Raw genomic sequence first — 22,842 nt, 5'->3', positions numbered from 1 at the left:
ATGGACGGGACCACTCATGGTCCCCGGAGCGAGCGAAGGCATACATGGACATCACACAGCTGGCCAAGCAGTACATCGGTGGAGTTTGGCGCGACGGTGCGGGAGACAAAATCCTGGTCGACGCCAATCCGTACAACAACGAGACAGTGGCGGAGTTCCCGGTCGCCGACCGCGCCGACGTCGATGAGGCCTACAAGTCCGCCGCGCAGGTCCAGGTCGAGTGGAACAAAGTCAACGCCTACGCGAAGCGAACCGTCTTCGAGAACGCAGCACGAATCGTCGGGGAACGAGCTCAGGAAATTACCGAGCTGTTGGCTGCCGAGGTCGGAGGCACAGCCGTCAAGGCAGGTTTCGAAATCGGCGTCGCGATCGACATGCTCAAGGAAGCTGCGACGCTGCCTCTGCGCATCGAGGGGAGCATCCTTCCGTCGCCGGTTGCAGACACCGAGAACTTCGTCTACCGCGAACCGGTCGGTGTAGTCGGCGTCATCAGCCCGTTCAACTTCCCGTTCTTTCTCTCACTCAAGTCGGTTGCGCCCGCATTGGCCACCGGAAACGGCGTTGTCATCAAGCCCCACGAGGAGACGCCCATCACGGGCGGAACACTCATTGCCTCGATCTTCGAGGAAGCGGGACTTCCGGCCGGTCTTCTGAATGTCACGGTTACGGAAATTCCTGTCATCGGCGACTATTTCCTCGAGCACCCGATCCCACGCGTGCTCGCCTTCACCGGCTCGACGGGAGTGGGTCGTCACGTAGGTGAGGTTGCGGCACGGCACTTCAAGAAGCCGATTCTCGAGCTCGGCGGTAACAGCGCGTTCATCGTCTGCGACGACGCCGATTTGGACTACGCGGTGGACGCCGCAGTGTTCAGTCGCTTCACCCATCAGGGCCAGATCTGCATGTCCGCGAACCGCATTCTGGTGCATTCCACCATCGCCGCCGAGTTCCGTGACCGTTTCAGTGCCAAAGTTGCGGCCCTTCCCATGGGCGACCCTTCGGACCCGAGCACGATCATCGGGCCGTTGATCAACGCCCGGCAGCTCACGGCCCTCGACGAGAAGATCGACGGTGCCATCGCTGCGGGTGCCACTGCAGTTCTTCGGGGCGAAGCAGCCGGAAACGTGCTTCCACCGGTGATTCTGGAAAATGTGACGGCGGGCTCCGCGATCGCCCACGACGAACTGTTCGGCCCTGTCGTCGTACTGATCGAGTTCGATACGGACGAACAAGCAGTCGCAATCGCCAACGACACCGAATTCGGACTCAGCGGTGCCGTGCACTCCGGTGACCTCAGCCGCGGGGTGCGGATTGCCAAGCAGATTCACACCGGAATGATCCATGTCAACGACGCCACCATTGCCGACGAACCGATCGTTCCCTTCGGCGGCGAGAAGAGTTCCGGAATCGGTCGACTGAACGGCCAGGCGAGCATCGACGAACTGACGACTCAGAAGTGGATCTCGGTCAACCACGGACGCCGGATCTACCCGTACCAGCAGTAGTTCGACGTCCTGACCTGCGTGCGATCTTGCTAAGCCACGTAATCCATTGTTCCGCAACAACTTCAGTGAACACCACCATCGAGAGGATTTCCTCAATCATGACTGCCGACTACGCAGTATCGACTTCCGGTCAACTGACCGACAACTACGAGCCTTTCATCGTCGAAGGCAACCCCACGGGCCAGTTCTCGCAGCTGCACGGCCGCACCGGTGGCGCGGTCCGTGTCGGACTCTTTCGGGTCCTCGAAGGTGAATACCCGGACCGCGAACCGACCCCGTACTACTTCGAGATGGACGAATACATCTGGATCGTCGAAGGCGAGGTACACATCGACACGGCCGCCGGCGAGACTCACGTTCTGCGCGAGGGCGATTGTGCCTATTTCCGTCAGGGCACGCATTCCACGTGGACGTTCCATGCACCTTTCCGCAAGTTCTCCGTCGAAATCAAGCAGGTGAACCAATGACCGAACATATCTACGATGTCGCTGTCATCGGCGGCGGATTTGCGGGTCTGACCGCGGCACGAGAGGCTTCGCAGCTCGGAAAATCGGTCGTGGTGATCGAGGCAACGAATCGCCTCGGTGGGCGCACCTGGACCGAGGATCGTCTCGGAACGCGCATCGAACTCGGTGGAACGGATGTGCACTGGTTGCAGCCGCATGTCTGGTCCGAGGTGTCACGCTACAACCTTGCAATCGAGGAGTTCACTCCTCCGACGGAGCTTCTGTACATCAGCGACGGGCAGGTTCAGCAGGGCACGGACGAATTCGTATTCGGCCTCATGGACAAGGGGATGAGCGCTCTTGCCGAGGTAGCGCGGACTGCATACGAACGCCCGCACGATCCGCACTTCTCCAACGCTGCTTTCGACTTCGACAAGCTCACTGTCGGCGAGTTTCTCGACGGTGTCGACATGACTCAGCTGGAACGCGACATGACCTCGTCGTTCTGGGCAGCGGCCTGCCAAGCGCCGCTCGAAAAGGCCGGTATCTCCATCGCTCTGCGATGGCTCGCCCTTGCGGGCTGGGACTGGCAAGTGATGCTCGACGTCATTTCGAGGTACAAAATCGTAGGCGGAACGGGCCTGCTGATCGACGGAATCGTCTCGGATACCAAGGCCGAGTTCATCATGGACGCCAAGGTGACGGCACTGACGGAATCCGACAACACTGTCGGTATCGCTCTCGCCGACGGCCGCACGGTGACATCGCGGACTGTGGTCTGCGCTGTGCCCGTCAATGTGTTGTCCGACATCACCATCGAACCGGAGCAACCGCACATCGAACGGATTGCCGCAGCCGGCCAGATCTCCGGTGGTCAGAAGGTGGTGGTCCGGATCAAGGGCGACCGGGCCCCGTACATGGCATTCGCGCCCGAGGGCCATCCGCTCGTACTCCTGCAGTACGACCGTGCCATCGACGGCGACCACATCGCTGTCGCCTTCGGCTCCGACGCGTCGGCCGTGAACGGTTCCTCGCGTGAAGAGGTCGAAGCCGTTCTGCGCACGTGGATGCCGGATCTCGAAGTCGTCGATGTTGCAACACACAACTGGACCGCCGACGGCCTTTACCGAGGTACGTGGGCAGTACCCGCCCCCGGACAGCTGCGAGACCAACTCGAGGCAGTGCAGGCACGCAACAGCCGCATATTGCTTGCGGGTGCTGACTTGGCGAGTGGCTCCTTCGGCCTCATCGATGGGGCAATTTTCACCGGAATCCGCGCCGGCCGCGACGCAGCGCGGATGTCCTGATTAGAATAGGAATTCGCCACGCGTTAAGGCAGTAGACACTGAAGTCGGGGTCATTCACGGCATAACCGCCGAGCGCGCCGTGGATGACCCCGGCTTTTTGTGCATAGTCCCTAGCCGCAACAGACAGTCAGGTGCTACTGATGATTCAGCCCCCGACCCTCGATCAACGCACGCACTTGTTCGCCAAAGCGATGCAATCGGCACTCACCCGAGCGGAAGTGGCCACGGCCTTTCTGGGTACTGCTCGCGACGTCATCGACGCCGGTGCAATCGGTCTTTTCCATATCAATGCCGAGTCTGGGCACGTGGAGGAAATGCACGGCGCAATCGGAGTGCACCACATCAACACCGGCACCGGATCCGAGGTCGCGATACCTGCCGATATCCCGGACACGTTCGTGGACGAGTACGAGACCTTCGGCCGTCCCGACGATCCTGTGCTCGAGCACGTCATTCAGGCGCACGCGCCGATCGACTCGTCGCGACTCGGCAGGGGTACCTGGGAGAGGTCGGGGGCCCGCGCAGCTCTGCGAGTCGGGGGGTTCGAGCATTCGATGGAGGCCCCGATCGTGGTGCGCGGGAAGCTTTTCGGCACAATAAATTTTGCGCGCTCCAAGCATCAAGCACCGTTCGCTACCAGTGATCTGGCAGCGGCCGGCACTATTGCCGAGCATCTCGGATTGGCAATCGAGCGGGCCAGGCGATTCGACGAATATTCGACCAAAACGGATGTCTACGAGAACGCTCTGGATCGGTTGCCGCAGGGGATGGTCATCGCGGACCTGGACGGGCGCATCGTGTACCGCAATCGCGCGGCCCTTCGCGACTGTATCCGGCCAACGATCGATGGCGGAACCGCCTCAATAGACCGTGTCGATCAGGCTATCTCAGTTGCGTCGACCCAGTTTCGATCCGACGGCAAGCGTGTTTCGGTCCAGAAAATCGACGACGGTCGCAATCGACTCCTGCTGAAGACTTTTCGGTTGGCAGATCGTACCGACTCGACGGTTACGCTGATCTTCAGCCTCAGTGAGCAGACCGATCACCGTCTGCCGAACCTGAGTATTCTCACCGAACGTGAACAAGAAATCGCTCAACTCGTCAGTGAGGGTTTGACCACCAAGCAGATCGCGTCTCGCGCGTTCATCAGTGATAACACGGTCAAACAACACCTGAAGCGAATATTCACCAAGACCGACGTCAGCAACCGGGCAGAACTGGTTCAGTTGATCTGGCGATCGACTCCCCAGGAATAAGCCCATTTTCTGAGACGCATCGGGTGCCGGTATCGGCGCGCCGGGAAGTATGTTTGGTTCCGTGTCTGGTGTAGATGGCCCCGGCGGCTCGCCATCGTCGATCCGTCGTGATGGCGAGCCGCCGTATCTCAGCTCGGCAGGTCGTTTCCAGGTACGCCCGCGACCAATATGGCGGTCAAGGCGGCAAGATCCAAAGCTGTCAGAGCCTCCAAGATGACCGGGTCGAGCAAAATCGACTGCCCTGTTCTGGGCGAGACGATCTCCAATCGCTGGCCGTTGCCATGTACTTTCCGCTCGACATACACATCGGCGAACTCATTGGCCAGTCGCAGGCGCTCGTTCGATTCTGCACTTGTTGTCATGGTGACGCTCCTCAGAAGAACATCGACAGATTATGAGCCGACAACGTGCTCTGATCGAGCGCCGTCCAGCGGCGTGCGATACGCCAACCGTCCGGTGTCATTCGTAGCGTGTCCTTTCGCTGGGCCGATAGGAGATCGATGTTCGTCGAGTTTCCGCGACTCCGATAGATCAGCTCATTGGCGAGCACGGTGACTTCGTTGGGCATCGCGCTCTGGCCTACCTCGATATTCGAGATGTAGTGGCGTACGCGTGAGGGCGGCTGCTCGGCCCACGCGTACTCGCAGTTGAGTCTGTTCACACGGATCTCCAACGTCTGCTTCGTGTCGTCGAATGCCTTGGAACGAGACTCCCAGTCAGCTCCGTCTTCACGGTTGAGGCGAACTGGGACGATGTATCGAGCGTCATCTGTGAAGAGTTCGACCCAGGAATCGAAGTGACGGTTGTCGAGCAACCGCGATTCCGCGTAGAGAAACTGCACCACCGAGTGGTAGGTATCCGCGTCTACGTGGTCGAGGGTCGATGGTGTGGAAGTGTCGATGCTCATCGCGGGCTCTCTTGTAGTTTCGGTACTCATCGCGGACACTCAGTCCTTGTCTGTCAAGTACTTGGCCCAGGTGGACCATAGATTCCGAAAGTTGGAGTCATTCATGTAGGGCTGGAGGGCGACACCCGGCCCGGGGTAGTTCGCAACAGGTTCTTGCTTCAGCCCACTGACGTATGGAAAGTCCATCTCGCGTACGACGGAGCCCTTCAACTGCTGGGTGATGTTGTTCCAATTTTCCATGTCGTCCTGCTCGAACATTCCGCCCGGACCGAATGCCAACGTGTAGGCGTTGTAGGCCGCCTCTCGATACTCCTCAGACACACCCTTGGGTACCAGGCACCACGAGGACATCTGCATCGTGCCGGCCGATAGGGCCCGAACCTGGCGCATGGTCACGAACCGGATGCCGGGCTCACCCGGAATAGGGCTGAACGGCTGGCTGAGGAACGACAGGTTGGGGAAAGCCATGCCGACCGCAGTGCGAACAGGTTCGAATACTGCCAACTGTTCAGGAGTCAAGCGCTCTTTCAGAACGTCGACGATTTCGGGAGGGTAGCCGAGGAACGGATCCATGCCTGGAGTTTCACCCAGACCGATTCCGTGCCCCTTGTCCGGGAAGTGAACGCTGTGACCGATGCTGTGAGTGGCTCCGGAGGAAGCGAAATAGCCGAGATGGAAGCCGAACTGGTGTGTGACAGGTGTGTGGTAACCGTCGCCGGAACCGTTCTCGGCGTACAGCTTCCAATCGCAACGCGATTCCCAGATGTCGGGCGGGCCATACACCTCGACGCCTTCGTGGCCGGTCTTGAGGTAGTAGTCCAGGTAGAACTGGAATCCGCCCAGGAAGTCTTCCAGCGGTTCGACGTCAGGGTCCAGAGATCCGAATATCAGGCCCTCGTACATTGCCGTTTTGACCGGGACAAGACCCCACTGCTTCTTGTCGAGTTCGTCGCCGAATGCTTGCTTGTGGTACGGAACAGCGACCAGTTCTCCGCTGTTCTTGTATACCCATCCGTGATACGAGCATCTGAAGTGTGATGCGTTGCCCAGGTCTGCTTTGCACATCTGGTTGCCGCGGTGACGGCACATATTCAGGTGTACCTGGATTTCGCCGGCTTCGTCACGTGCCACGAGAATCGAGTTGTTGGCGATATTTCGGACAACGTAGTCACCGGCCTTCGGAACTTCGCTCTCGTGCGCCAGAAAGTTCCATGCCTTGCTGAACAGGCGCTCGACTTCGAGGTCGTAGACCGCCGGGTCGTTGAAAATCTTTGCCGGCACCATGCCGTGCGTAGCCACATCGCGTAGGCGCTCAACCAGAGATTGTGCAGCCGTGTCGGGGACAGTCATTTACGATCCTCTCATCGTCGATCAGGGCTCTACGAATCGTCGATGCCCACAACAAGAGTGACGCAGGTTACGTGATCGCACATGACCCGATTGGGTACCATCTCCTCGCTCGAGACCAATCCGGAGCTCGGTGGACCGCAAACGAATTCGACACGGAACGAGCGACGCTCAGACATTCGGCCGGGTTCGGCCGAAAAGACCTCCGGCCCGTCGACGTCGAACTGAGCAGATACTCCAGTTCGACGAAAACGGGCCGAAGGCGAGCGTATTCGTCTGGGTGCGTGGGGGTCGATTCAGCCTTCGAGCATCGAAATGGCCCGGGCGGGGCAACATCTCACCGACGCCTCCGCGACCGAGCGGAGATCCTCGCCGGGGTGGCCATCTTTGAGTGTTGCGATATCGTTCTCCTCGTCGAAGTCCCAGATCTGTGGTGCCTCGATGAGGCAGTTCGCGTATCCCTGGCACTTGCCGGTATCGAGAAGCAGTTGGTAGGCCATGGTGAACTCCTGTGTAGTCGAGGTAGGCAGAATCGCCCGCGGAACTCGCGGCTCGCGACGAAGTGGTGACTTGACGCCACCATCGATCAGGCTGGATCGGTCGTGATCAGCTCCGCGTCCTGGTGGCCCGACGTGTTCCGTCGTGGCTACCGCGGTGGCCTCAATGCTAGGTATCGACACCAAGCGATACGTCCCCCGAAAGGGTGGTATCGAGTGACGGTGATCATAGGAGACGCAAGCGCGAGGCTTACAAGCGCGCGAGAAGATCGTCCATCGACAACGGCCGGTATTGTTGCACCACAACATCGCCGACTCTGGCGTCGCTGAGCCTCGAGCGCACCTCGCTTGGAACTTCGTCGGTTCGGGCCTTGACCACCGCAAGCCACCTTCGTAGGTCACTCGCCGAACTCGGGCCGATGTCGAGTGCTTCGACGAGCTCGCGGTCCGTCAATTTCGAGTACTGGTCGTACGTCGTCTCAGGTGTGAGCGCCCACTGCGACATTCGCGTCAGTTCTTCTGCGCTCGTACTTATTTCGACACTGGACCGAGCTATCGTGCCGTTGGTCCCGTACTCCCACACGCTTTTGATTCTTTCGCGAGCAACGGCCACGTCCGACCATGCGCTGAATCCCGAACCGATGTAGTCCGTTGCGTGTGGGTCTGTTTCCGGAATGAGTAGTCGGGTTATCGCTCGATCATTGACAGCATCGAGCAGATCCAGTGGTGAGTCGTTCACGGTGACTTCCCGACGAGGTGGCCAGACGTCGAAAGCGCTGTGGTCGCCGTACTTTCCGCCGACGTGAAACGTGAAGATCTGAGGATATTGGGCCTTTTCGATGCTTCGCCGCTCAGGGCACACCTCGTAGTGGAGGAACGCGCACGTCTGCATCAGAAGGCTCGCCCCCAGCGAGCCGAAGGGTTCTCTGATGACCACGCCGAGGCGATCGTGTTCGTTCCAATCCGGAAGCAGAGTATGCGGACCGACCGAAGCCCCGTTCAGACGCCAGTCGAACATGCGATGTTCGATATCTGTTGCGACGTGCATTTTTTCCTCCTCGAAGCGGCGAGCGAACAGCTCGACCGGCTTGCACTGCGAATCGAACTCGGGAGCATGTCCCTTCGACCGTGAGCAAAGACTTGCAGGCGGCCGTGGCGTACGCATCGGGATAAATACGGATACGGAGGGCTGGCTCCGACGATGAGGCTGCCCTTGGCGTCCCGCTGAGCGGTGGACAAAGGGCAGGTAACACGTTTGCAAGGTACTCGGTTGTCATTTCCCTTTCTGTCGAATGTACCCCTTTGGGTGACATCAAAGCAGTCGAGACCTTGTCAGCATTTAGGTCACTCGCGCCAGTCGGTGTCGAGGATCACATCGGACACCGCGGTCCCATCAATCGGCCCATTCGTGGCAGCCCTCCGCCTCCATATCGAGGGCACGAATCGGCGACACCCACAGGCGCTTGCCAGTGCCCAATCAAGAGGATGGCTCATGACCGACCAGCAACTAGAAGGTCACACCTTCAGGAAAACACTTCGATGGTATGACGGGTTCATGATGGCGTTGCCCATCGGATCGGGCCTTTTTGTCAGTGTTGGCTACATGATGGGCACCATCGGAGTAATTCCGGCGACGATCGCGTGTGCACTGCTCTCGGTCGTCGCGATCTTGCAGAACAAGCTGTTTTCCGAGATGGCAGCGATGTTCCCCACCAAGGCAGGAGGTGTTGCGTTGTTCGCTGCCGAAGCGTGGAAAAGATATTTTTCGCCGATCGCTCCTATTGCTGCCTTCGGATACTGGTGCGGATGGGGGTTGTCGCTTGCTCTGACCGGTATCACCATGGGATCGCTCGTGGGGGCGCAATGGTTTCCGGAGGCGACGGATGCATATTTCACCGTTGCAGGTGTCGGCTTCGGGCTTGCGCAGGCCATCGGGGTCGTAACCGTTGTGCTGTGCAGCGTGCTCAACATTGCGGGGATTCGGGTGGCTGTTCGAGTGAATCAAGTCATCGGGGCAGTGTTCATCGTTATTCTGGCGCTCTTGCTCGTCCTTCCACTCGCCAGCTCGTCGTGGTCGACCGAAAACCTGACCTCGGGTCCGACCACTGATTGGAAGACCTTCGCGGTCTGGCTCTTCGTGGTTGCCTGGGCAATCTATGGGACCGAGCTGTGCGCGATCTTCGCTCCTGAGTACGTCGATACGTCGAAGGACACCTCGCGTGCCCTGACCTCAGTAGGCCTGTTCATGTTGATGGTCTACACCGTCATTCCCATCGCCACAGGCGGTCAGCTCGGCTCCGAAACCATCGCAGCCAACCCCATCACTTATGGGGTGGCCAGTATTGCTGAATTCTCACCGTTCCTGTCCGAGATCACGACTGCAGTGCTCTGCGGCGCGATCTTTTTGATCATGATCTCGGCATCGGCTGATGCCGGCCGCGCGCTGTACGGGATCTCCAACGAGGGCATGTCATTGCGTCAACTCGACCTACTCAACAGTCGGGGTGTTCCCAGTCGCGCGATCTGGGTCACCATGGTGATCAACCTGCTGATGATTGTCTTCGTCGGGAATCCCGTCGCAATCCTCATCGCCAGCAACATCGGCTACATATTGGCAGTGACACTGGCCGTCTTCGGCTTTCTGCTACTGCGCAAGGACAGGCCCGGGCTGGTGCGCCCCATTCGACTGGGCAAGCCATGGCTGGTCGTCGCCGGCGTAGTGGGAGCGTTCGACGCTTTCATCCTCGCCATGGGGGCGTTCAACCCGGACTTGAGTCACGCGGGAGGAACCAAAGAAGTCCTCGTCGGAATCGGCATCTTGCTGATCGGATTCGTTCTGTTCGTGGTCCGACGAGTACTACAGGACCGCCAGCCCTTCACGCTCCGCGAACGCGACGAGGACGTGTCTGCTGAGGTCACCAACGTCTGAAATCTCCTCTGCTGCACCGACTGCGGTTATCGCTTCGGTGCAGCAGAGCCGTTTCGTCGCGTCGGTGCGCATAGATGCACCCTTGTCACGGGATCAGCGCGGGAAGTACGAGATCGTCCACAATTCGTTCGATATCGACCTCGGATATATCGCTGCCTCGGATGATCTGCCAGTGGAGGATGAGGGCAATGGCCGCCTCGATCTGTATGGGAGGACTGCCATCTCGGTGTAGTGGGTTCTCGAGATCGCCGCGCTGTTCAGCGCGGTGCAGGACCGTCATTGCCGAGTCGAACAGATTGGACAAGTACCGCTGCTGAATTGCTGCGGTGACGTCAGGATGCACACGGGTGGTTTCCAACATGGCGGCCACCAGTCGATTGTGCGGTCGCGGCGAGCCGCAGGCCGCCGTCGCGACGAGGGTGCCGACCAATTCCTCGCGCAGCCGACCGGGACCGATCGTGACGACTGCGCGCTCGTTGATGATCCCGGAGTGCTCGAACGCCTCGGCTGCCAATTCCGCAGGTGACGCCCACCGTCGATAGACCGTGGCTTTTCCTACTCCCGCTCGCAGGGCGACGCGTTCCATTGTCAGGTTGGCATAACCTCCCTCGGCCAGCAGCTCGATCGCCGAATCGAGCAGACGGGTGTCACGCTGTGGGTCCTGACGTGGGCCGGAGCGGCCGGGAGGCCGTCGTCGCGTGGGACCTGTGGTCGTGGAGGTCGGAGTCACTTCAACAGATTTACCAGGTCTGAGCCGTCTGTGGGGAAGCCGTGACTTTTCAGAGCTCGACCGATGCTCTGGCTCTGTAACTAGGACGTATTGGTATCGTGTTGCTGGACGCGGACTCGAGTGAGTCGAGTTCGATGACATCCGCACAGAACAACGATCGAAGGGCGTAATACGTGAGCTACATCGGGATCCTCGGAGCCGGCTACGTGGGAGAGACATTGGCTCGACGGCTTGGTTCGCTGGGGCACACGGTTCGACTCGCGAATTCTCGGGGGCCGGAAACGCTGGGTCGTCTGACCACGGTGGAGAATGTCCAGCCGGTGTGGGCCTCGCAGGTCACGGAGGGTGCCGATATCGTCATCTCGGCCGTGAACGAGACGTTGGTCGCCAACATGGACCCTGACTTCACCGGGTCACTCGCTCAGGTGCCGATCGTCATCGACGCCGCGAACTACAACAGCCGGCGGGACGGCGTCGTACCCGATCTCCTGGCGGGTAAGCCTGTGGGGCAATGGTTGTCCGAGCAGCTCGGGCGGCCGTTGTTCAGAGTGTTCAACAACATCGAAGCTCACGTTCTTGCTTCCGGTGGTCGACGGGCCGGAGATTTCGACCGCATTGCATTGCCCATCTCGGGTCCCAACGGCGCCCATCTTGCTCGGGTGCATACTCTGGTGGACGAGTTGGGGTTCGACCCGGTGTACAACGGTGAGCTCACCGAATCGTGGCGTCACCAGCTGGGGACCAAGAGTTACTGCACCGATCTGCGAGCATCGCAGCTGCGCATCGAACTGGCCGAGGCGAGCCAGGAGCAAACTCTGGAAGAAAACCAGATCGCGTATTTTCTCGGTGAGGAGGTCCGCACCTCCCAATCGCTCGGGGCCGACATCATGCGCAATCAGACGTTACGACTACAGGAATACTTCGGTCCCGAATTCGGGGATCCGCGGGTCAATGCAGAGCGACTCGGCAGCAACTGACCGGATGGCGTAGTGCGGGTGATCGAGACCGACATTCCACACGGCAGCTTCGGATGTGCAACGATTCACTGATTGACCCTTTAGGGTCATTTCAGAGATTCGGTCCGATGCCTCGAGTCCGGGCACGGCCGGAGAGGTATTGTTCAACGCGGCGCGAAGAATGGATTCATTGCTCGTACGGTGAAATCGATTGTGTCGCTTCTTGGACCGCCAGCTTATTCGTGCAGCGAGAATTCAACTCATCGCCATCGAACTCGTCGGTTGTCCGGCCGATCGGTGCAGCAATTGCGTCTCTCTGATCGATCGATGAGTCGGCGTTCTTCTCGTCGATCCCTATGCCTCGAACGTCGCCTCGAACCCGAAGGAATTGGTATGACCGATCGCGAGAAGAAGCTCCTCGATTCCGTTCCGAACGAACTCTTCATCGGGGGGCGGTGGCGGGCGGCGTCGGCGAACGGCACTCTGGCGGTGCATGATCCGGCAACGGGGGACGTCGTTCGTGACATCGCCGACGCGACTCCGGAGGATGGGATGGCTGCACTCGATGCGGCTGTCGCGGCTGCAGATTCGTGGGCGTCGACGCCTGCGCGTGAGCGGGCGGAGATTTTGCGTCGTGCCTTCGATCTGCTGCAGGAGCGTAAGGAGGACTTCGCGCTGCTGATGACGATCGAGATGGGCAAACCGTTGGCCGAGGCCAGGGGAGAGGTGGCGTACGGAGGCGAGTTCCTGCGGTGGTTCAGCGAGGAGGCCACGCACGTCCAGGGCCGGTACGGGTCGAATCCGGAGAACACCGGGCGCATGTTCGTCACCCAGCATCCGGTGGGTCCGTGCTTTCTCATCACTCCGTGGAACTTCCCCCTGGCCATGGCAACTCGTAAGATCGCCCCTGCTCTGGCGGCGGGCTGCACCGTGGTGGTCAAACCGGCCGCACTGACTCCGTTGACCACTCTGCTCCTGGCGAAGATCCTGGAGGAAGCAGGACTGCCCGACGGCGTGGTCAACGTCGTCACCACCACGGCCACGTCGGCAGTGGCGGGGCCGATCATCGCTGATCCGAGACTGCGGAAGCTCTCGTTCACCGGCTCTACGCCGGTGGGGCAGGCTCTGCTGCGTCAGGCTGCCACAGGGGTTTTGCGTACGTCGATGGAGCTCGGCGGTAACGCCCCGTTCGTGGTGTTCGGTGACGCGGATCTGGACAAGGCCGTCGACGGAGCCATTGCGGCGAAGTTTCGCAACATCGGTCAGGCGTGCACGGCGGCGAACCGGTTCATCGTGCACAATTCGATAGCAACCGAGTTCGCGCGACGGGTTACCGAACGAGTCGAAGCTTTCGGTATCGGACGCGGCACCGAGGATGGGGTGACGATCGGTCCACTGATCGATCGCAAGGCCGTGGCCAAGGCCGAGGAGTTGGTCACCGACGCCGTGAAGCGTGGAGCAACGGTCACTACCGGTGGCGCAGCGATCGACCGGCCCGGGACCTTCTTCGCCCCGACGGTTCTGACCGATGTGGTGCCGGGCAGCGACATTCTTCGAGAGGAGATATTCGGCCCGGTGCTGGCGATCGCGACCTTCGATACCGATGACGAGGCGGTGTCGTTGGCCAACGACACCGAGTACGGTTTGGTGTCGTACGTGTATACCGAGGACTTCCGTCGTGGTCAGCGCATGATCGAGCGCCTGCAGACCGGAATGATGGGCCTGAACGTGGGTGTGGTGTCGAATGCTGCTGCGCCGTTCGGTGGCTGGAAAATGTCCGGTCTCGGACGTGAAGGTGGAGCGGAAGGTATCCACGAGTACTTGCAGACCAAGTACACGCTGACGCCTTCGCCCTTCGTCGGTTAGGAGTACTTCGGGCGGTCTGTACGGACGGATCGTGGATGTGATTCGGACCATGGTGACCGTCGCTGTCAGCCCGCAACCCAGTCGGTCATGACGTCGGCGAGTGCCTGTGCTCCGATGTTGCAGTCGTCGGCTTCGGCGAATTCGTCGGGTGAGTGGGACACGCCGGTTGGGTTGCGCACGAACAACATTGCTGTCGGAACCTTGGCGGAGAGAATGCCGGCGTCGTGGCCGGCAGCGGTGGGAATGACCGGAACGTCCCCGAGATGAGCCAATGCGCGTCGGAGCTTCTCTCTCGGCCCCGTCGGGAATTCGACGATGGGAGTGATGGACTCGGCGAACACGTTCAACTCGATTCGGTCGGTCGACGAGTGGGCTTGCGCTTCGGCCTCGATGGCAGCGACGAGAGTGCTCAGTGTCTCTTCGTCCGCGGCACGGGCGTCGAGCCATGCCTTGATCTGCGACGGTATGGCGTTGGCCCCGTTGGGAAGGACGTGTACCTTCCCGAACGTGGCGACCGCCTCGTGCTCAGTGGCAGCCGCCCTGGCGCTGTGCACCGACGATGCGAACGCGAGCATGGGATCGCGGCGGTCCACCAGTCGTGTGGCACCGGCGTGATTGGCTTCGCCGGTGAAGGTGAACTCCCACCGGCCATGTGGCCAGATCGATGATGCGACGGCTATGGGCTTGTCCACCAGATCCAGCGCCCGACCCTGCTCGACGTGCAGCTCTACGTAGACCCCCACACGGTCGACGAGCGAGGGATCGGCGCCGATGTGCTGGGGCGTGCGACCGGCCTTGGCCATCGCCTCGGCGAGGGTGATGCCATCGACGTCCCTCAGGCCGAGCGCGCGATCGGGTGTCAGTGCGCCGGTGGTCAACTGACTGCCGACGCACGCCACGCCGAATCGCGCGCCTTCCTCGTCCGAGAATGCGGTGACGGCAATCGGAATGTGGGGCTCGATGCCGCGTTCGCGCAGCATGTCGACTGCGGCGAACGCCGAGACGACGCCGAGGGGTCCGTCGAACGCACCTCCGTCGGGGACGGAGTCGAGGTGGGAACCTGTGACGAACGCTCCTGTCGGTTCGCCGACCCAACCTGTGGGCAGCCACCACGCCCACAGGTTGCCGTTGCGGTCCTCCTCGACGTCCATGCTCCGTGACGTCGCTTCGCCCCGGAACCATTCGCGCAGTGTCAGATCAGCCTCACCCCAGGCGAAGCGGCGGTAACCGCGCGTCGAATGATGCTGTCCGACATCGAGTATGGATTTCCAGAGGCTGTCGAAGGCGGTCATGGTGCGATGTTGTCCTCTCGGGTAACGAAGGGGGGAGTCAGTAGCGGCCGGGGATCCAGTTGGTTCCGGCGAGTGGAACGCGCGCCATCGCGGACGCCTCGACGGTGAGTGCGACGAGGTCCTCGGGTTCGAGGTTGCGCAGATGCGATTTCCCGCAGGCGCGAGCCAGTGTCTGCGCTTCCATCGTCAGGACGCGGAGATAGTTGGCCAGGCGTCGTCCGCCCTCGACGGGATCGAGGTTCTTCGACAACTCCGGATCCTGGGTGGTGATACCCGCTGGGTCGCGTCCGGCTTGGAAGTCGTCGTAGAAGCCGGCGGAGGTGCCCAGTGCCTCGTACTGCTTCTGGTAGCGGGGGCTGTTGTCGCCGAGTGCGATCAGTGCCGCGGTGCCGATGGCGACCGCGTCCGCTCCGAGGGCCATGGCCTTGGCGACGTCGGCGCCGGAGCGGATTCCGCCGGACACGATCAGCTGCACCTTGCGGTGCACACCCATCTCCTGCAATGCCTGCACGGCCTGCGGGATCGCAGCGAGGGTCGGAATGCCGACGTGCTCGATGAACACGTCCTGGGTGGCGGCCGTGCCGCCCTGCATGCCGTCGACGACGACCACATCGGCCCCTGCCTTCACCGCGAGCTTGACGTCGTAATAGGTGCGGGTGGCACCGACCTTGATGTAGATCGGCTTCTCCCAATTGGTGATCTCACGGAGTTCGATGATCTTGATCGCGAGATCATCGGGCCCGGTCCAGTCGGGGTGGCGGCACGCCGAGCGCTGGTCGACGCCCATCGGGAGGGTACGCATACCGGCGACGCGTTCGGTGATCTTCTGGCCGAGCAGCATGCCGCCGCCACCTGGCTTGGCACCCTGGCCGAGGACGATCTCGATGGCGTCGGCTTTGCGGAGATCGTCCGGGTTCATTCCGTACCGCGACGGAAGATACTGATAAACAAGGTTTTTGGACTGACCGCGCTCTTCCGGCGTCATTCCGCCGTCGCCCGTGGTGGTGGAGGTGCCGACCTCGCTCGCCCCGCGGCCGAGCGCTTCCTTGGCCTGTCCGGACAAGGCTCCGAAGCTCATGCCCGCGATCGTGATCGGAATATCCAGGTGCAGCGGGAACTTCGCGTGAGTGTCGCCGAGTACGACGTCGGTGTCACACTTTTCGCGGTACCCCTCGAGAGGGTAGCGGGACATCGACGCACCGAGGAACAGCAGGTCGTCGAAGTGCGGGAGTTTACGTTTGGCACCCCAGCCGCGAATATCGTAGATTCCGGTGTCGGCGGCGCGCTGGATCTCGGCGATGACACCGCGGTCGAAGGTGGCCGACTCGCGCGGTTGGGTGTTCGGTGTGGTCATCTCGAGTCTCCTAGTACGCGCTGGCGTTGTCGACGTGGAAGTTGTAAAGCTGGCGGGCAGAGCCGTAACGGGTGAATTCGGTTGGGCTGTAATCGATTTCAGCGGTAGTGAGTAGTTCTTGCAACTCCGCCAGGTGTTCGTCGCGCATCTCCTTCTTGATGCAATCCGCACCGAGGGATGCGACGGTTCCGCGGACGTAGATGCGCGCTTCGTAGATCGAATCACCCAGTGCTTCACCGGCATTGCCACAGACGACAAGACGCCCGGCCTGTCCCATGAATGCACTCATGTGACCGATGTTGCCGCCGACGACGATGTCGACACCTTTCATCGAAATTCCGCATCGCGCGGCAGCATTGCCGTCGATGACGAGTAACCCACCGTGAGCGGTGGCACCGGCGGATTGGGAGGCGTCGCCCTTGATGTGCACACGGCCGGACATCATGTTCTCGGCGACGCCGACTCCTGCGTTGCCGGTGACAGTGACGGTAGCTTTCTGGTTCATTCCGGCGCAGTAGTAGCCAACGTGTCCTTCGATGGTGACGTCGAGGTCGGCGTCGAGACCGCAAGCCAAGGCATGCGCACCCTGCGGTGTGGTGACAGTCAGCGACTTCGGTGCGTCCGGGGAGCTGAGGAGTTCGTTGACCTCGCGTGTGCTCGAGGTCTGCAGGTCGATGGTCGTCGCCTCGGCCGGTGCAGCGGCCTCGATCTGTTCTGTGGTCACTGACGGTGCCATACGTACACCTCTTCCGGTTCGGGCTCGAAGATTCGGGCGTTCTCGATGCCTGGCAGGTGTGCCAGGGCGCGGTATTCGGAGGCCATGGCCACCCAGCGGTCGGTCTCGGCGATGATCGCCGGCTTGCACGAGATGGCGTCGCGGACAACGGCGAACGAATCACTGTTGGAGACGAGCAGGGTGTAGAAGCCGTCGAAGGTTTCGTTGAGCATCAGCAATGCCTTTTCGAGGTCGACACCTTCGGCGAGTTGCTTGGCTACGAATCGTGCACCGACCTCGGTGTCGTTCTCGCTGTCGAAGCTCACGCCCTCGCGTTCGAGGTCGTGCTTGATCGACATGTGGTTCGAGAACGAACCGTTGTGCACCAGGCACTGGTCGGGCCCTACTGCGAACGGGTGCGAACCCTCCGCTGTGACAGCCGATTCCGTGGCCATACGGGTGTGCGCGACGCCTTGCCAGCCGCTGGCCTGGGGGAGACCGAATCGGTGGGCGAGTTCGGTGGGGTTGCCCATGCCTTTGAGGACGGTGAGGTCGTCGCCGAAACCGATGATGCGCGCCTCGGGTACGACAGTGCGCACAGCGTCGGTGATGTCATCGGCAGCCGCGGGCGCGTGCAGAACGATGGTCGGTTGGAGCTCGAGTCCGGTGACGGTGACACCGAGAATCGCTCCGACCTTGTCGGCGAGTTCGCCGGCGGCAAGGGGCGAATCGAGAAGCGACACGGTTGCGTCACCCTCCGGTGACCAGGTGGGGTCGCCGTAGACGGCCATGCCGGCAGAGTCGGGGCCGCGATCGCACATCGCGTCGAGCATGTCGGTCAGTAGTGCACCGAGTTGGGGGTAGAGCGTGGCGTCACGTAAGTGAAGCCCGACGATTCCACACATGGTGGTCCCTTTCGTGTATCGAAGAACGTCAGAATGCGGTGAGGTAGTGGTCGATCTCCCATGCCGAGACCGTGTTGTGCCAGGCGAAGAACTCCTCGCGTTTGGTCTTGGCGAAGTACTGCGCAACGCCGGGGCCGGCTGCGTTTAGAGCATCGGTCAACACCGGATCGGCCTCGAAGGCATCCATCGCGTGCAGCAATGTCATCGGCAACATGTCGCTGGGCGATTCGCTGGAACCTGCTTCGCCGGGATGCAATCCGCGACGGACACCGTCGAGCCCGGCTGCGATGGCACCTGCAGCCGCGAGGTACGGGTTGGCGGATCCGTCTCCGCCGCGAAGCTCGACTCGGTTCTTGTCGGGAATGCGCAGGTAATGCGTGCGGTCGTTGCCCCCGTACGTGGCGAAGCGCGGTGACCACGTTGCCCCGCTCGCAGTGGCAGTTGCGCCGGTTCGTTTGTAGGAGTTGACCGTCGGTGCGATGAGACCCTGCAGAGCACAGGCGTGTTCGAGAATTCCTGCGACGAAGGCGTAGGCGGTGGGGGAGATCCCCAGGCCCTGCTCGTCGGTTGCGTCCGGGAACACCGGTCCGGCGTCGTTCCAGAGCGAGAGATGCATGTGCAGTCCGCTGCCCGTGCGTGTGGTGAACGGCTTGGGCATGAATGTCGCTTGCATGCCGCGCTTCTCGGCGATGACCGACAGCAGGTACCGCAGGGTGATGACGCGGTCCGCGGTGGTCATGGCGTCGGCATAGTCGAAGTTCTGCTCGAACTGGCCGTTGCCGTCCTCGTGATCGTTGGCGTAGTTACCCCATCCGAGGGTGTTCATGGCGTCGGCGACTTCGGTGAGGTGGTCGTACATGCGGGTGACGTCTCGGGCGTCGTAACAGGGGTTCTTGCTGGTGTCGCCGCGGTCGGCGGTGACCAGTTCGCCGTCCACGCGGTTGACCAGGAAGTATTCGATCTCCGCGCCGACGTTGACCGTCATACCCAGCTCGGCGGCCTTCCGCAATTGTTCTTTGAGAATGACGCGCGGCGCATACGGCCACGGCTTGCCTTCGACGTGGGGGTCGCAGTGAACGATCGCCAGACCCGGCTTGATGAACGGGATCGGGGTGAACGACGACACGTCCGGAATGGCAACGAGGTCGGAATCCTTGGGCTCCTGGCCCATGTTGCCTGCTGCGTAGCCGGCGAATCCAACTCCGTCGTCTTCCAGTTGCCCGACTGCCTGGATGGGGACGAGTTTGGCGCAGGGCTTTCCGGACAGGGTAACGAACAGCGCGAGGATGAACGTGGTCCCGCTGGCGTGGGCGACCTCTGTGAGGGTCGGGGCCCGGTGTTCGGTGGGGGGAGCGGCTTCGGCGGTGTCGACAGCCATGGTGGTGTCCTTTTCGGGTCGAGTGTCGGTGAGCGTCATCGCATTTCTCCTGCGCCCTCGTAGGGATTGAGGCTGAACAACAGGTCGCCCTCGGCGAATCGCGAGTACCGGAAGTCCCGCGGGTTCACGTTCGGCAAAGTGGTCTCGCCGTCGATCAAGAGGTCGGCAACGAGCTTGCCGACTGCGGGCGAGATCTTGAACCCGTGCCCGGAGAATCCGGTCGCGAGGAAGAGTCCGTCCACAGGGGAGGGGCCGATGATCGGGTTGTAGTCGGGGGTGACGTCGTAAGCGCCGACGTACGAGCTGGTGATTCGGGGGTCGGGCATGTCGGGCAGGCGGTGCCCCAACTTCATGATGTTCTTCTCGATCGCGGCATCGTCGGCGCGGTTGACGTACTTGTCCGGGTCGATGTATTCCGGAGCCTGGTGATCGGAGTTGCCCACCAGTAGCTCGCCGTTGGGTTCGCGGCAGATGTACTGAAGGCCTGCGAGGTCGGACAGGACCGGGACCTCGGAAGTCGGAACACCCTGGTCGATGAGGACAAGCTGCGCGCGCTGTGCTTTCACGTCCAGGTCCACACCGACGCCTGCTGCTAGAGCGGGTGCCCACGGACCTGTCGCCAGAATGACCTGATCGGCGTGTACTTCGGAACCGTCCTTCAGAACAACACCGTAGACAGCGCCGGAATTGTTCTGCAGCAGAGACACAACCGGTGTGCTCTGGCGAATCTTGACGCCCATTTTTCGGGCGGTCGCGGCGAATGCCATTCCCGCCATGTAGGCCTCGCCGCGGCCACCGAGTGGTTCGTAGGCGAACAGCGCGAAGTCGTCGAGGTGCAATCCCGGCCAGAGTTCGGCCATCTTGTCGTGGGCGATGAATTCCGTCGCGATGCCGAGTGATTGCATCATCGCGATGTTGGCCTCGAGCGGTTTGACGTTGTTCTCACCGACCCCGACAACGTATCCGCACTGGCGAAAGGCCATGTCGTCGTCGAAGAGTTCGGTTGCGCGGGTGAAGATGTCGACGCCATACCAACTCATGGCCGCGAGCGAGGGAGTGCCGTAGTGGCAGCGCACCACGCCGCTGGACTTACCGGTCATCCCGGAACACAAGGTGTCACGCTCGATGACGAGAACGTCGGTCTCCCCACGCTCAGCGAGTGAGTACGCGATGGCCAGTCCCTCGAGGCCACCACCGATGATCAAGAACTTGGCTGTATCTGTCACGTGACGCTTCCTTGGGTGATGAGTGGCGAGCACCGAGCGAACCGCTCGAGGAGGTATCTCTAGGTGAACAATGTCTTCCAATATGAAACTCTTGAAATGTGACCACCGTGTTTCATGGATGTCAGTTCGAGGTGACGGATGTGACCGAAAGTCCAGTGTTGCAATTGTGGAACTGCAAGAAAGAGGCTGGTCCGCGAGTGGGACGGTAATTGGTAACCTGGGCGTAATGAGATCTGTGGTTTCATCTTATTACTCAGCGTTTCACCTTGAGGTCGCTCAGTGGAACGCTCCACACCACCCTGATCAGTGAGGACATTCGTCATGGCTTCTACCGAGACAACCCCAACCCCGTTCAGCGTCACTTCGGGTTTCCAAGACACGTTGCCGCAGATGCCGCTCGACCAGTACTCAGGGACGCAGGGCTTCATCGCAGACGTATTCGCCAATCCGAACGGGTCGGAGATGTCGGCCGGATACTTCGAGTTGAAGCACACCGACGCGGTCCTCGACTACTACTACGAATACGACGAGATGAAGGTGGTGCTGGACGGCGAGTTCCGTCTGGAGAATCCCGATACCGGCCAGGTCATCGTGGCCAAGAAGCACGATGCAATATTTTTTCCCAAGGGGTCGCGAATCTTGTTCTCCACGCCGGACCGCGCGCTGGCGTATTTCGTCGGTCACCGGTCGTTTGCGCCGTAGGTCATCATGGCCGTCAGCATGAAAACGACCAGCGTTCCTCGATGGAGTACCAGCACATCGGAGGTCGAGTCGGTTCTCGCCGATCCACACGTTGCTCTCGTCCTCATCGTGGCGGACTGTAACGTCGCCGACGAGTTGGTCGAGGCGATGTGCCGAGGGTCCGTTGCGTCGACGAAAGTCGTCCGAACTGCAGGCTCGGTCTCGTCGGATTCCGAACTTGCCGCTGCGCTGACCGAGGCAAAGGTCGGTTGGCGATTCGTGGCCATCGGACCCGAAGTATCCGTGGGGCGCATCGTTTCCCAGCTGATGCGCGAGGGTGCCATCGCTACCGAGATATCGGTACTCACGACCGAGCAACCCGACATCACCGCTCAGCGTGAGCGCGACGTCTTCTGTGCGCACTGCCACGCCGTGTCGGTTGCCGATTCGACGGTGGACGGTGTCGTCGTCTGCTCGGGGTGCAACGCCGATCTGACCGTGTACTACCACTATTCGCTCCACCACGGTGCCTACCTGGGTTTCCGGGCGGATTCGGAGGACATCGAATGACCGAGCAGGTAGCCAGCCGCGGGGCCGACGGGTCGAGACGCTCACTGCGGCTTCGGGTGGACGCGATCGAGATTCTGTGTGAAGAAGTGCGACGAGTGGTGCTCATCGCGGACGACGGCTCCTCATTGCCATCGTTCGCGGCCGGCAGCCACGTATCCATCGAGTGGCAGCCGGGCCGACACAACTCGTACTCACTGACCGGACCCTCCATCGAACCCGACCATTACGCGATTTCGGTTCGGCTCGACGAGTTCGGCAGGGGTGGATCACGGTGGGTTCACTCATTGGCCGAGAACGATGTCGTCGAGGTGGGTCTCCCGCGAAGCGCATTCGCCCCGATTCTCAGTGCTCGCCATCACGTGCTGATCGCCGGTGGTATCGGTGTGACGCCGATCCTGTCGCATGTTCGAGACGCTCTGCAATGGAAGCGCTCGTTCGAGGTGCTGTATGTGCACCGCCCGGGACGCGGTGCACACGCTGCCGAACTCCAGGACCTCTGCGGAACTCGACTGACCACGTTCACATCCGCCGGCGAACTCCGCCGGGCTGTGTCGACAGTCGTGACTTCGAGTCCACTGGGGACCCACCTGTATTCCTGTGGACCGCAGTCGATGATCGACGCCGTGGCCGAAGCGGCCCGCGGTGCCGGTTGGCCGCGCGATCGCATCCATTCGGAAGCATTCGGCGCATCCACAGTCGTCGGCGGCCGCCCATTCGCCGCAAAGTTGGGTCGTTCCGGATTGCTGGTTCCGGTTCGATCAGAATCGTCACTGTTGGAAGCATTGTTGGACAAAGGAGTCGCGGTGCCGAACCTGTGCAGGCAGGGGGTGTGCGGTGAATGTAGGTTGACCGTGCGAGGTGGTCAGGTCGAGCACCGCGATCTGTTCCTCACCGACACGGAGAAGGCGGCGGGTGACTCCATGATGCCGTGTGTTTCGAGAGCTACAGGCGATTTACTGGAACTGGAGTTGTGAC

General features: G+C 61.2%; 23 protein-coding genes. 10 read left to right on the top strand and 13 right to left on the bottom strand.

Annotated features, from left to right (window positions below):
• Window positions 1–44 precede the first annotated feature (44 nt).
• From CH273_RS11570 to CH273_RS11560, 3 genes are all read left to right on the top strand, one after another.
• On the top strand, window positions 45–1,505 hold the full coding sequence (locus CH273_RS11570; protein ID WP_032395668.1) for an aldehyde dehydrogenase family protein: 1,461 nt from the start codon (window positions 45–47) through the stop codon (window positions 1,503–1,505).
• Between the two features lie 98 nt (window positions 1,506–1,603).
• Window positions 1,604–1,972, top strand: coding sequence for a cupin domain-containing protein (locus tag CH273_RS11565; RefSeq protein WP_052049582.1), 369 nt, complete (start codon window positions 1,604–1,606; stop codon window positions 1,970–1,972).
• The gene (locus tag CH273_RS11560; protein WP_032395667.1) at window positions 1,969–3,258 is read left to right on the top strand and encodes a flavin monoamine oxidase family protein; all 1,290 of its coding nucleotides are present in this window, start codon (window positions 1,969–1,971) and stop codon (window positions 3,256–3,258) included. Before CH273_RS11565 ends, CH273_RS11560 begins: the two co-directional genes overlap by 4 nt.
• A gap of 134 nt (window positions 3,259–3,392) precedes the next feature.
• Here CH273_RS11560 and CH273_RS28160 read toward each other — a convergent pair whose 3' ends face one another.
• Window positions 3,393–3,722: a hypothetical protein gene (locus CH273_RS28160; RefSeq protein ID WP_230596883.1), complete on the bottom strand. Its 330-nt coding sequence runs from the start codon at window positions 3,720–3,722 to the stop codon at window positions 3,393–3,395.
• Here CH273_RS28160 and CH273_RS11555 point away from each other — a divergent pair.
• Complete coding sequence (locus CH273_RS11555) at window positions 3,657–4,514, top strand: LuxR C-terminal-related transcriptional regulator (protein WP_230596867.1); 858 nt, start codon at window positions 3,657–3,659, stop codon at window positions 4,512–4,514. The genes CH273_RS28160 and CH273_RS11555 overlap by 66 nt on opposite strands.
• A gap of 128 nt (window positions 4,515–4,642) precedes the next feature.
• On the opposite strand, the gene CH273_RS11550 is transcribed toward CH273_RS11555, so the two are convergent.
• The 5 genes from CH273_RS11550 to CH273_RS27660 form a co-directional block, all read right to left on the bottom strand.
• Window positions 4,643–4,876, bottom strand: a complete 234-nt coding sequence (locus CH273_RS11550; protein ID WP_032395665.1) for a hypothetical protein — start codon at window positions 4,874–4,876, stop codon at window positions 4,643–4,645.
• Between the two features lie 11 nt (window positions 4,877–4,887).
• Window positions 4,888–5,421, bottom strand: coding sequence for an aromatic-ring-hydroxylating dioxygenase subunit beta (locus tag CH273_RS11545; RefSeq protein ID WP_052049580.1), 534 nt, complete (start codon window positions 5,419–5,421; stop codon window positions 4,888–4,890).
• Window positions 5,422–5,460: 39 nt separating this feature from the next.
• A complete protein-coding gene (locus CH273_RS11540) occupies window positions 5,461–6,771 on the bottom strand; it encodes an aromatic ring-hydroxylating oxygenase subunit alpha (protein WP_052049578.1) in 1,311 nt (436 codons plus the stop codon).
• A 293-nt stretch (window positions 6,772–7,064) separates the two neighbouring features.
• Complete coding sequence (locus CH273_RS27665) at window positions 7,065–7,268, bottom strand: ferredoxin (RefSeq protein WP_032395664.1); 204 nt, start codon at window positions 7,266–7,268, stop codon at window positions 7,065–7,067.
• Between the two features lie 247 nt (window positions 7,269–7,515).
• Complete coding sequence (locus CH273_RS27660) at window positions 7,516–8,313, bottom strand: hypothetical protein (RefSeq protein ID WP_032395663.1); 798 nt, start codon at window positions 8,311–8,313, stop codon at window positions 7,516–7,518.
• 258 nt (window positions 8,314–8,571) lie between these two features.
• Between CH273_RS27660 and CH273_RS11525 the strand changes: the two genes are divergently transcribed.
• Window positions 8,572–10,194, top strand: a complete 1,623-nt coding sequence (locus CH273_RS11525) for an APC family permease (RefSeq protein WP_143546207.1) — start codon at window positions 8,572–8,574, stop codon at window positions 10,192–10,194.
• A gap of 85 nt (window positions 10,195–10,279) precedes the next feature.
• Here CH273_RS11525 and CH273_RS27655 read toward each other — a convergent pair whose 3' ends face one another.
• Entirely contained in the window at window positions 10,280–10,924 is a 645-nt protein-coding gene (locus CH273_RS27655; RefSeq protein WP_218829573.1) for a TetR/AcrR family transcriptional regulator, read from the bottom strand.
• Between the two features lie 173 nt (window positions 10,925–11,097).
• Between CH273_RS27655 and CH273_RS11515 the strand changes: the two genes are divergently transcribed.
• Together CH273_RS11515 and CH273_RS11510 are read left to right on the top strand one after the other, a co-directional pair.
• Window positions 11,098–11,901, top strand: a complete 804-nt coding sequence (locus tag CH273_RS11515) for an NADPH-dependent F420 reductase (RefSeq protein ID WP_052049573.1) — start codon at window positions 11,098–11,100, stop codon at window positions 11,899–11,901.
• 372 nt (window positions 11,902–12,273) lie between these two features.
• Window positions 12,274–13,746, top strand: coding sequence for an NAD-dependent succinate-semialdehyde dehydrogenase (locus CH273_RS11510; RefSeq protein ID WP_032395662.1), 1,473 nt, complete (start codon window positions 12,274–12,276; stop codon window positions 13,744–13,746).
• Window positions 13,747–13,811: 65 nt separating this feature from the next.
• Here the strand turns inward: CH273_RS11510 and CH273_RS11505 are convergent, their stop codons facing one another.
• The 6 genes from CH273_RS11505 to CH273_RS11480 are packed head-to-tail and all read right to left on the bottom strand — an operon-like array spanning window position 13,812 to window position 20,616.
• Entirely contained in the window at window positions 13,812–15,038 is a 1,227-nt protein-coding gene (locus CH273_RS11505; protein WP_032395661.1) for an allantoate amidohydrolase, read from the bottom strand.
• A 37-nt stretch (window positions 15,039–15,075) separates the two neighbouring features.
• Entirely contained in the window at window positions 15,076–16,392 is a 1,317-nt protein-coding gene (locus CH273_RS11500; RefSeq protein WP_032395660.1) for an FMN-binding glutamate synthase family protein, read from the bottom strand.
• Between the two features lie 10 nt (window positions 16,393–16,402).
• A complete protein-coding gene (locus CH273_RS11495) occupies window positions 16,403–17,128 on the bottom strand; it encodes a GltB/FmdC/FwdC-like GXGXG domain-containing protein (RefSeq protein ID WP_032395659.1) in 726 nt (241 codons plus the stop codon).
• On the bottom strand, window positions 17,113–18,012 hold the full coding sequence (locus CH273_RS11490; protein WP_032395658.1) for a class II glutamine amidotransferase: 900 nt from the start codon (window positions 18,010–18,012) through the stop codon (window positions 17,113–17,115). Before CH273_RS11490 ends, CH273_RS11495 begins: the two co-directional genes overlap by 16 nt.
• Window positions 18,013–18,040: 28 nt before the next feature.
• The gene (gene glnT / locus CH273_RS11485) at window positions 18,041–19,390 is read right to left on the bottom strand and encodes a type III glutamate--ammonia ligase (protein WP_032396207.1); all 1,350 of its coding nucleotides are present in this window, start codon (window positions 19,388–19,390) and stop codon (window positions 18,041–18,043) included.
• 35 nt (window positions 19,391–19,425) lie between these two features.
• Window positions 19,426–20,616, bottom strand: coding sequence for an NAD(P)/FAD-dependent oxidoreductase (locus CH273_RS11480; protein WP_032395657.1), 1,191 nt, complete (start codon window positions 20,614–20,616; stop codon window positions 19,426–19,428).
• A 321-nt stretch (window positions 20,617–20,937) separates the two neighbouring features.
• Between CH273_RS11480 and CH273_RS11475 the strand changes: the two genes are divergently transcribed.
• The 3 genes from CH273_RS11475 to CH273_RS11465 are packed head-to-tail and all read left to right on the top strand — an operon-like array spanning window position 20,938 to window position 22,841.
• The gene (locus tag CH273_RS11475) at window positions 20,938–21,318 is read left to right on the top strand and encodes a cupin domain-containing protein (protein ID WP_032395656.1); all 381 of its coding nucleotides are present in this window, start codon (window positions 20,938–20,940) and stop codon (window positions 21,316–21,318) included.
• Window positions 21,319–21,336: 18 nt separating this feature from the next.
• On the top strand, window positions 21,337–21,867 hold the full coding sequence (locus CH273_RS11470) for a dimethylamine monooxygenase subunit DmmA family protein (protein WP_143546206.1): 531 nt from the start codon (window positions 21,337–21,339) through the stop codon (window positions 21,865–21,867).
• Window positions 21,864–22,841 carry a PDR/VanB family oxidoreductase gene (locus CH273_RS11465; RefSeq protein WP_032395654.1) on the top strand — a complete coding sequence of 326 codons (978 nt, stop codon included), beginning with the start codon at window positions 21,864–21,866 and terminating at the stop codon, window positions 22,839–22,841. Before CH273_RS11470 ends, CH273_RS11465 begins: the two co-directional genes overlap by 4 nt.
• Window position 22,842: the final 1 nt, after the last annotated feature.

The sequence above is a fragment of the Rhodococcus sp. 05-339-2 genome, assembly GCF_002258965.1.
Lineage (GTDB): Bacteria > Actinomycetota > Actinomycetes > Mycobacteriales > Mycobacteriaceae > Rhodococcoides.
The sequence above is the reverse complement of the archived record's forward strand: the minus strand, read 5'-3'. Positions and strand labels throughout refer to the sequence as shown.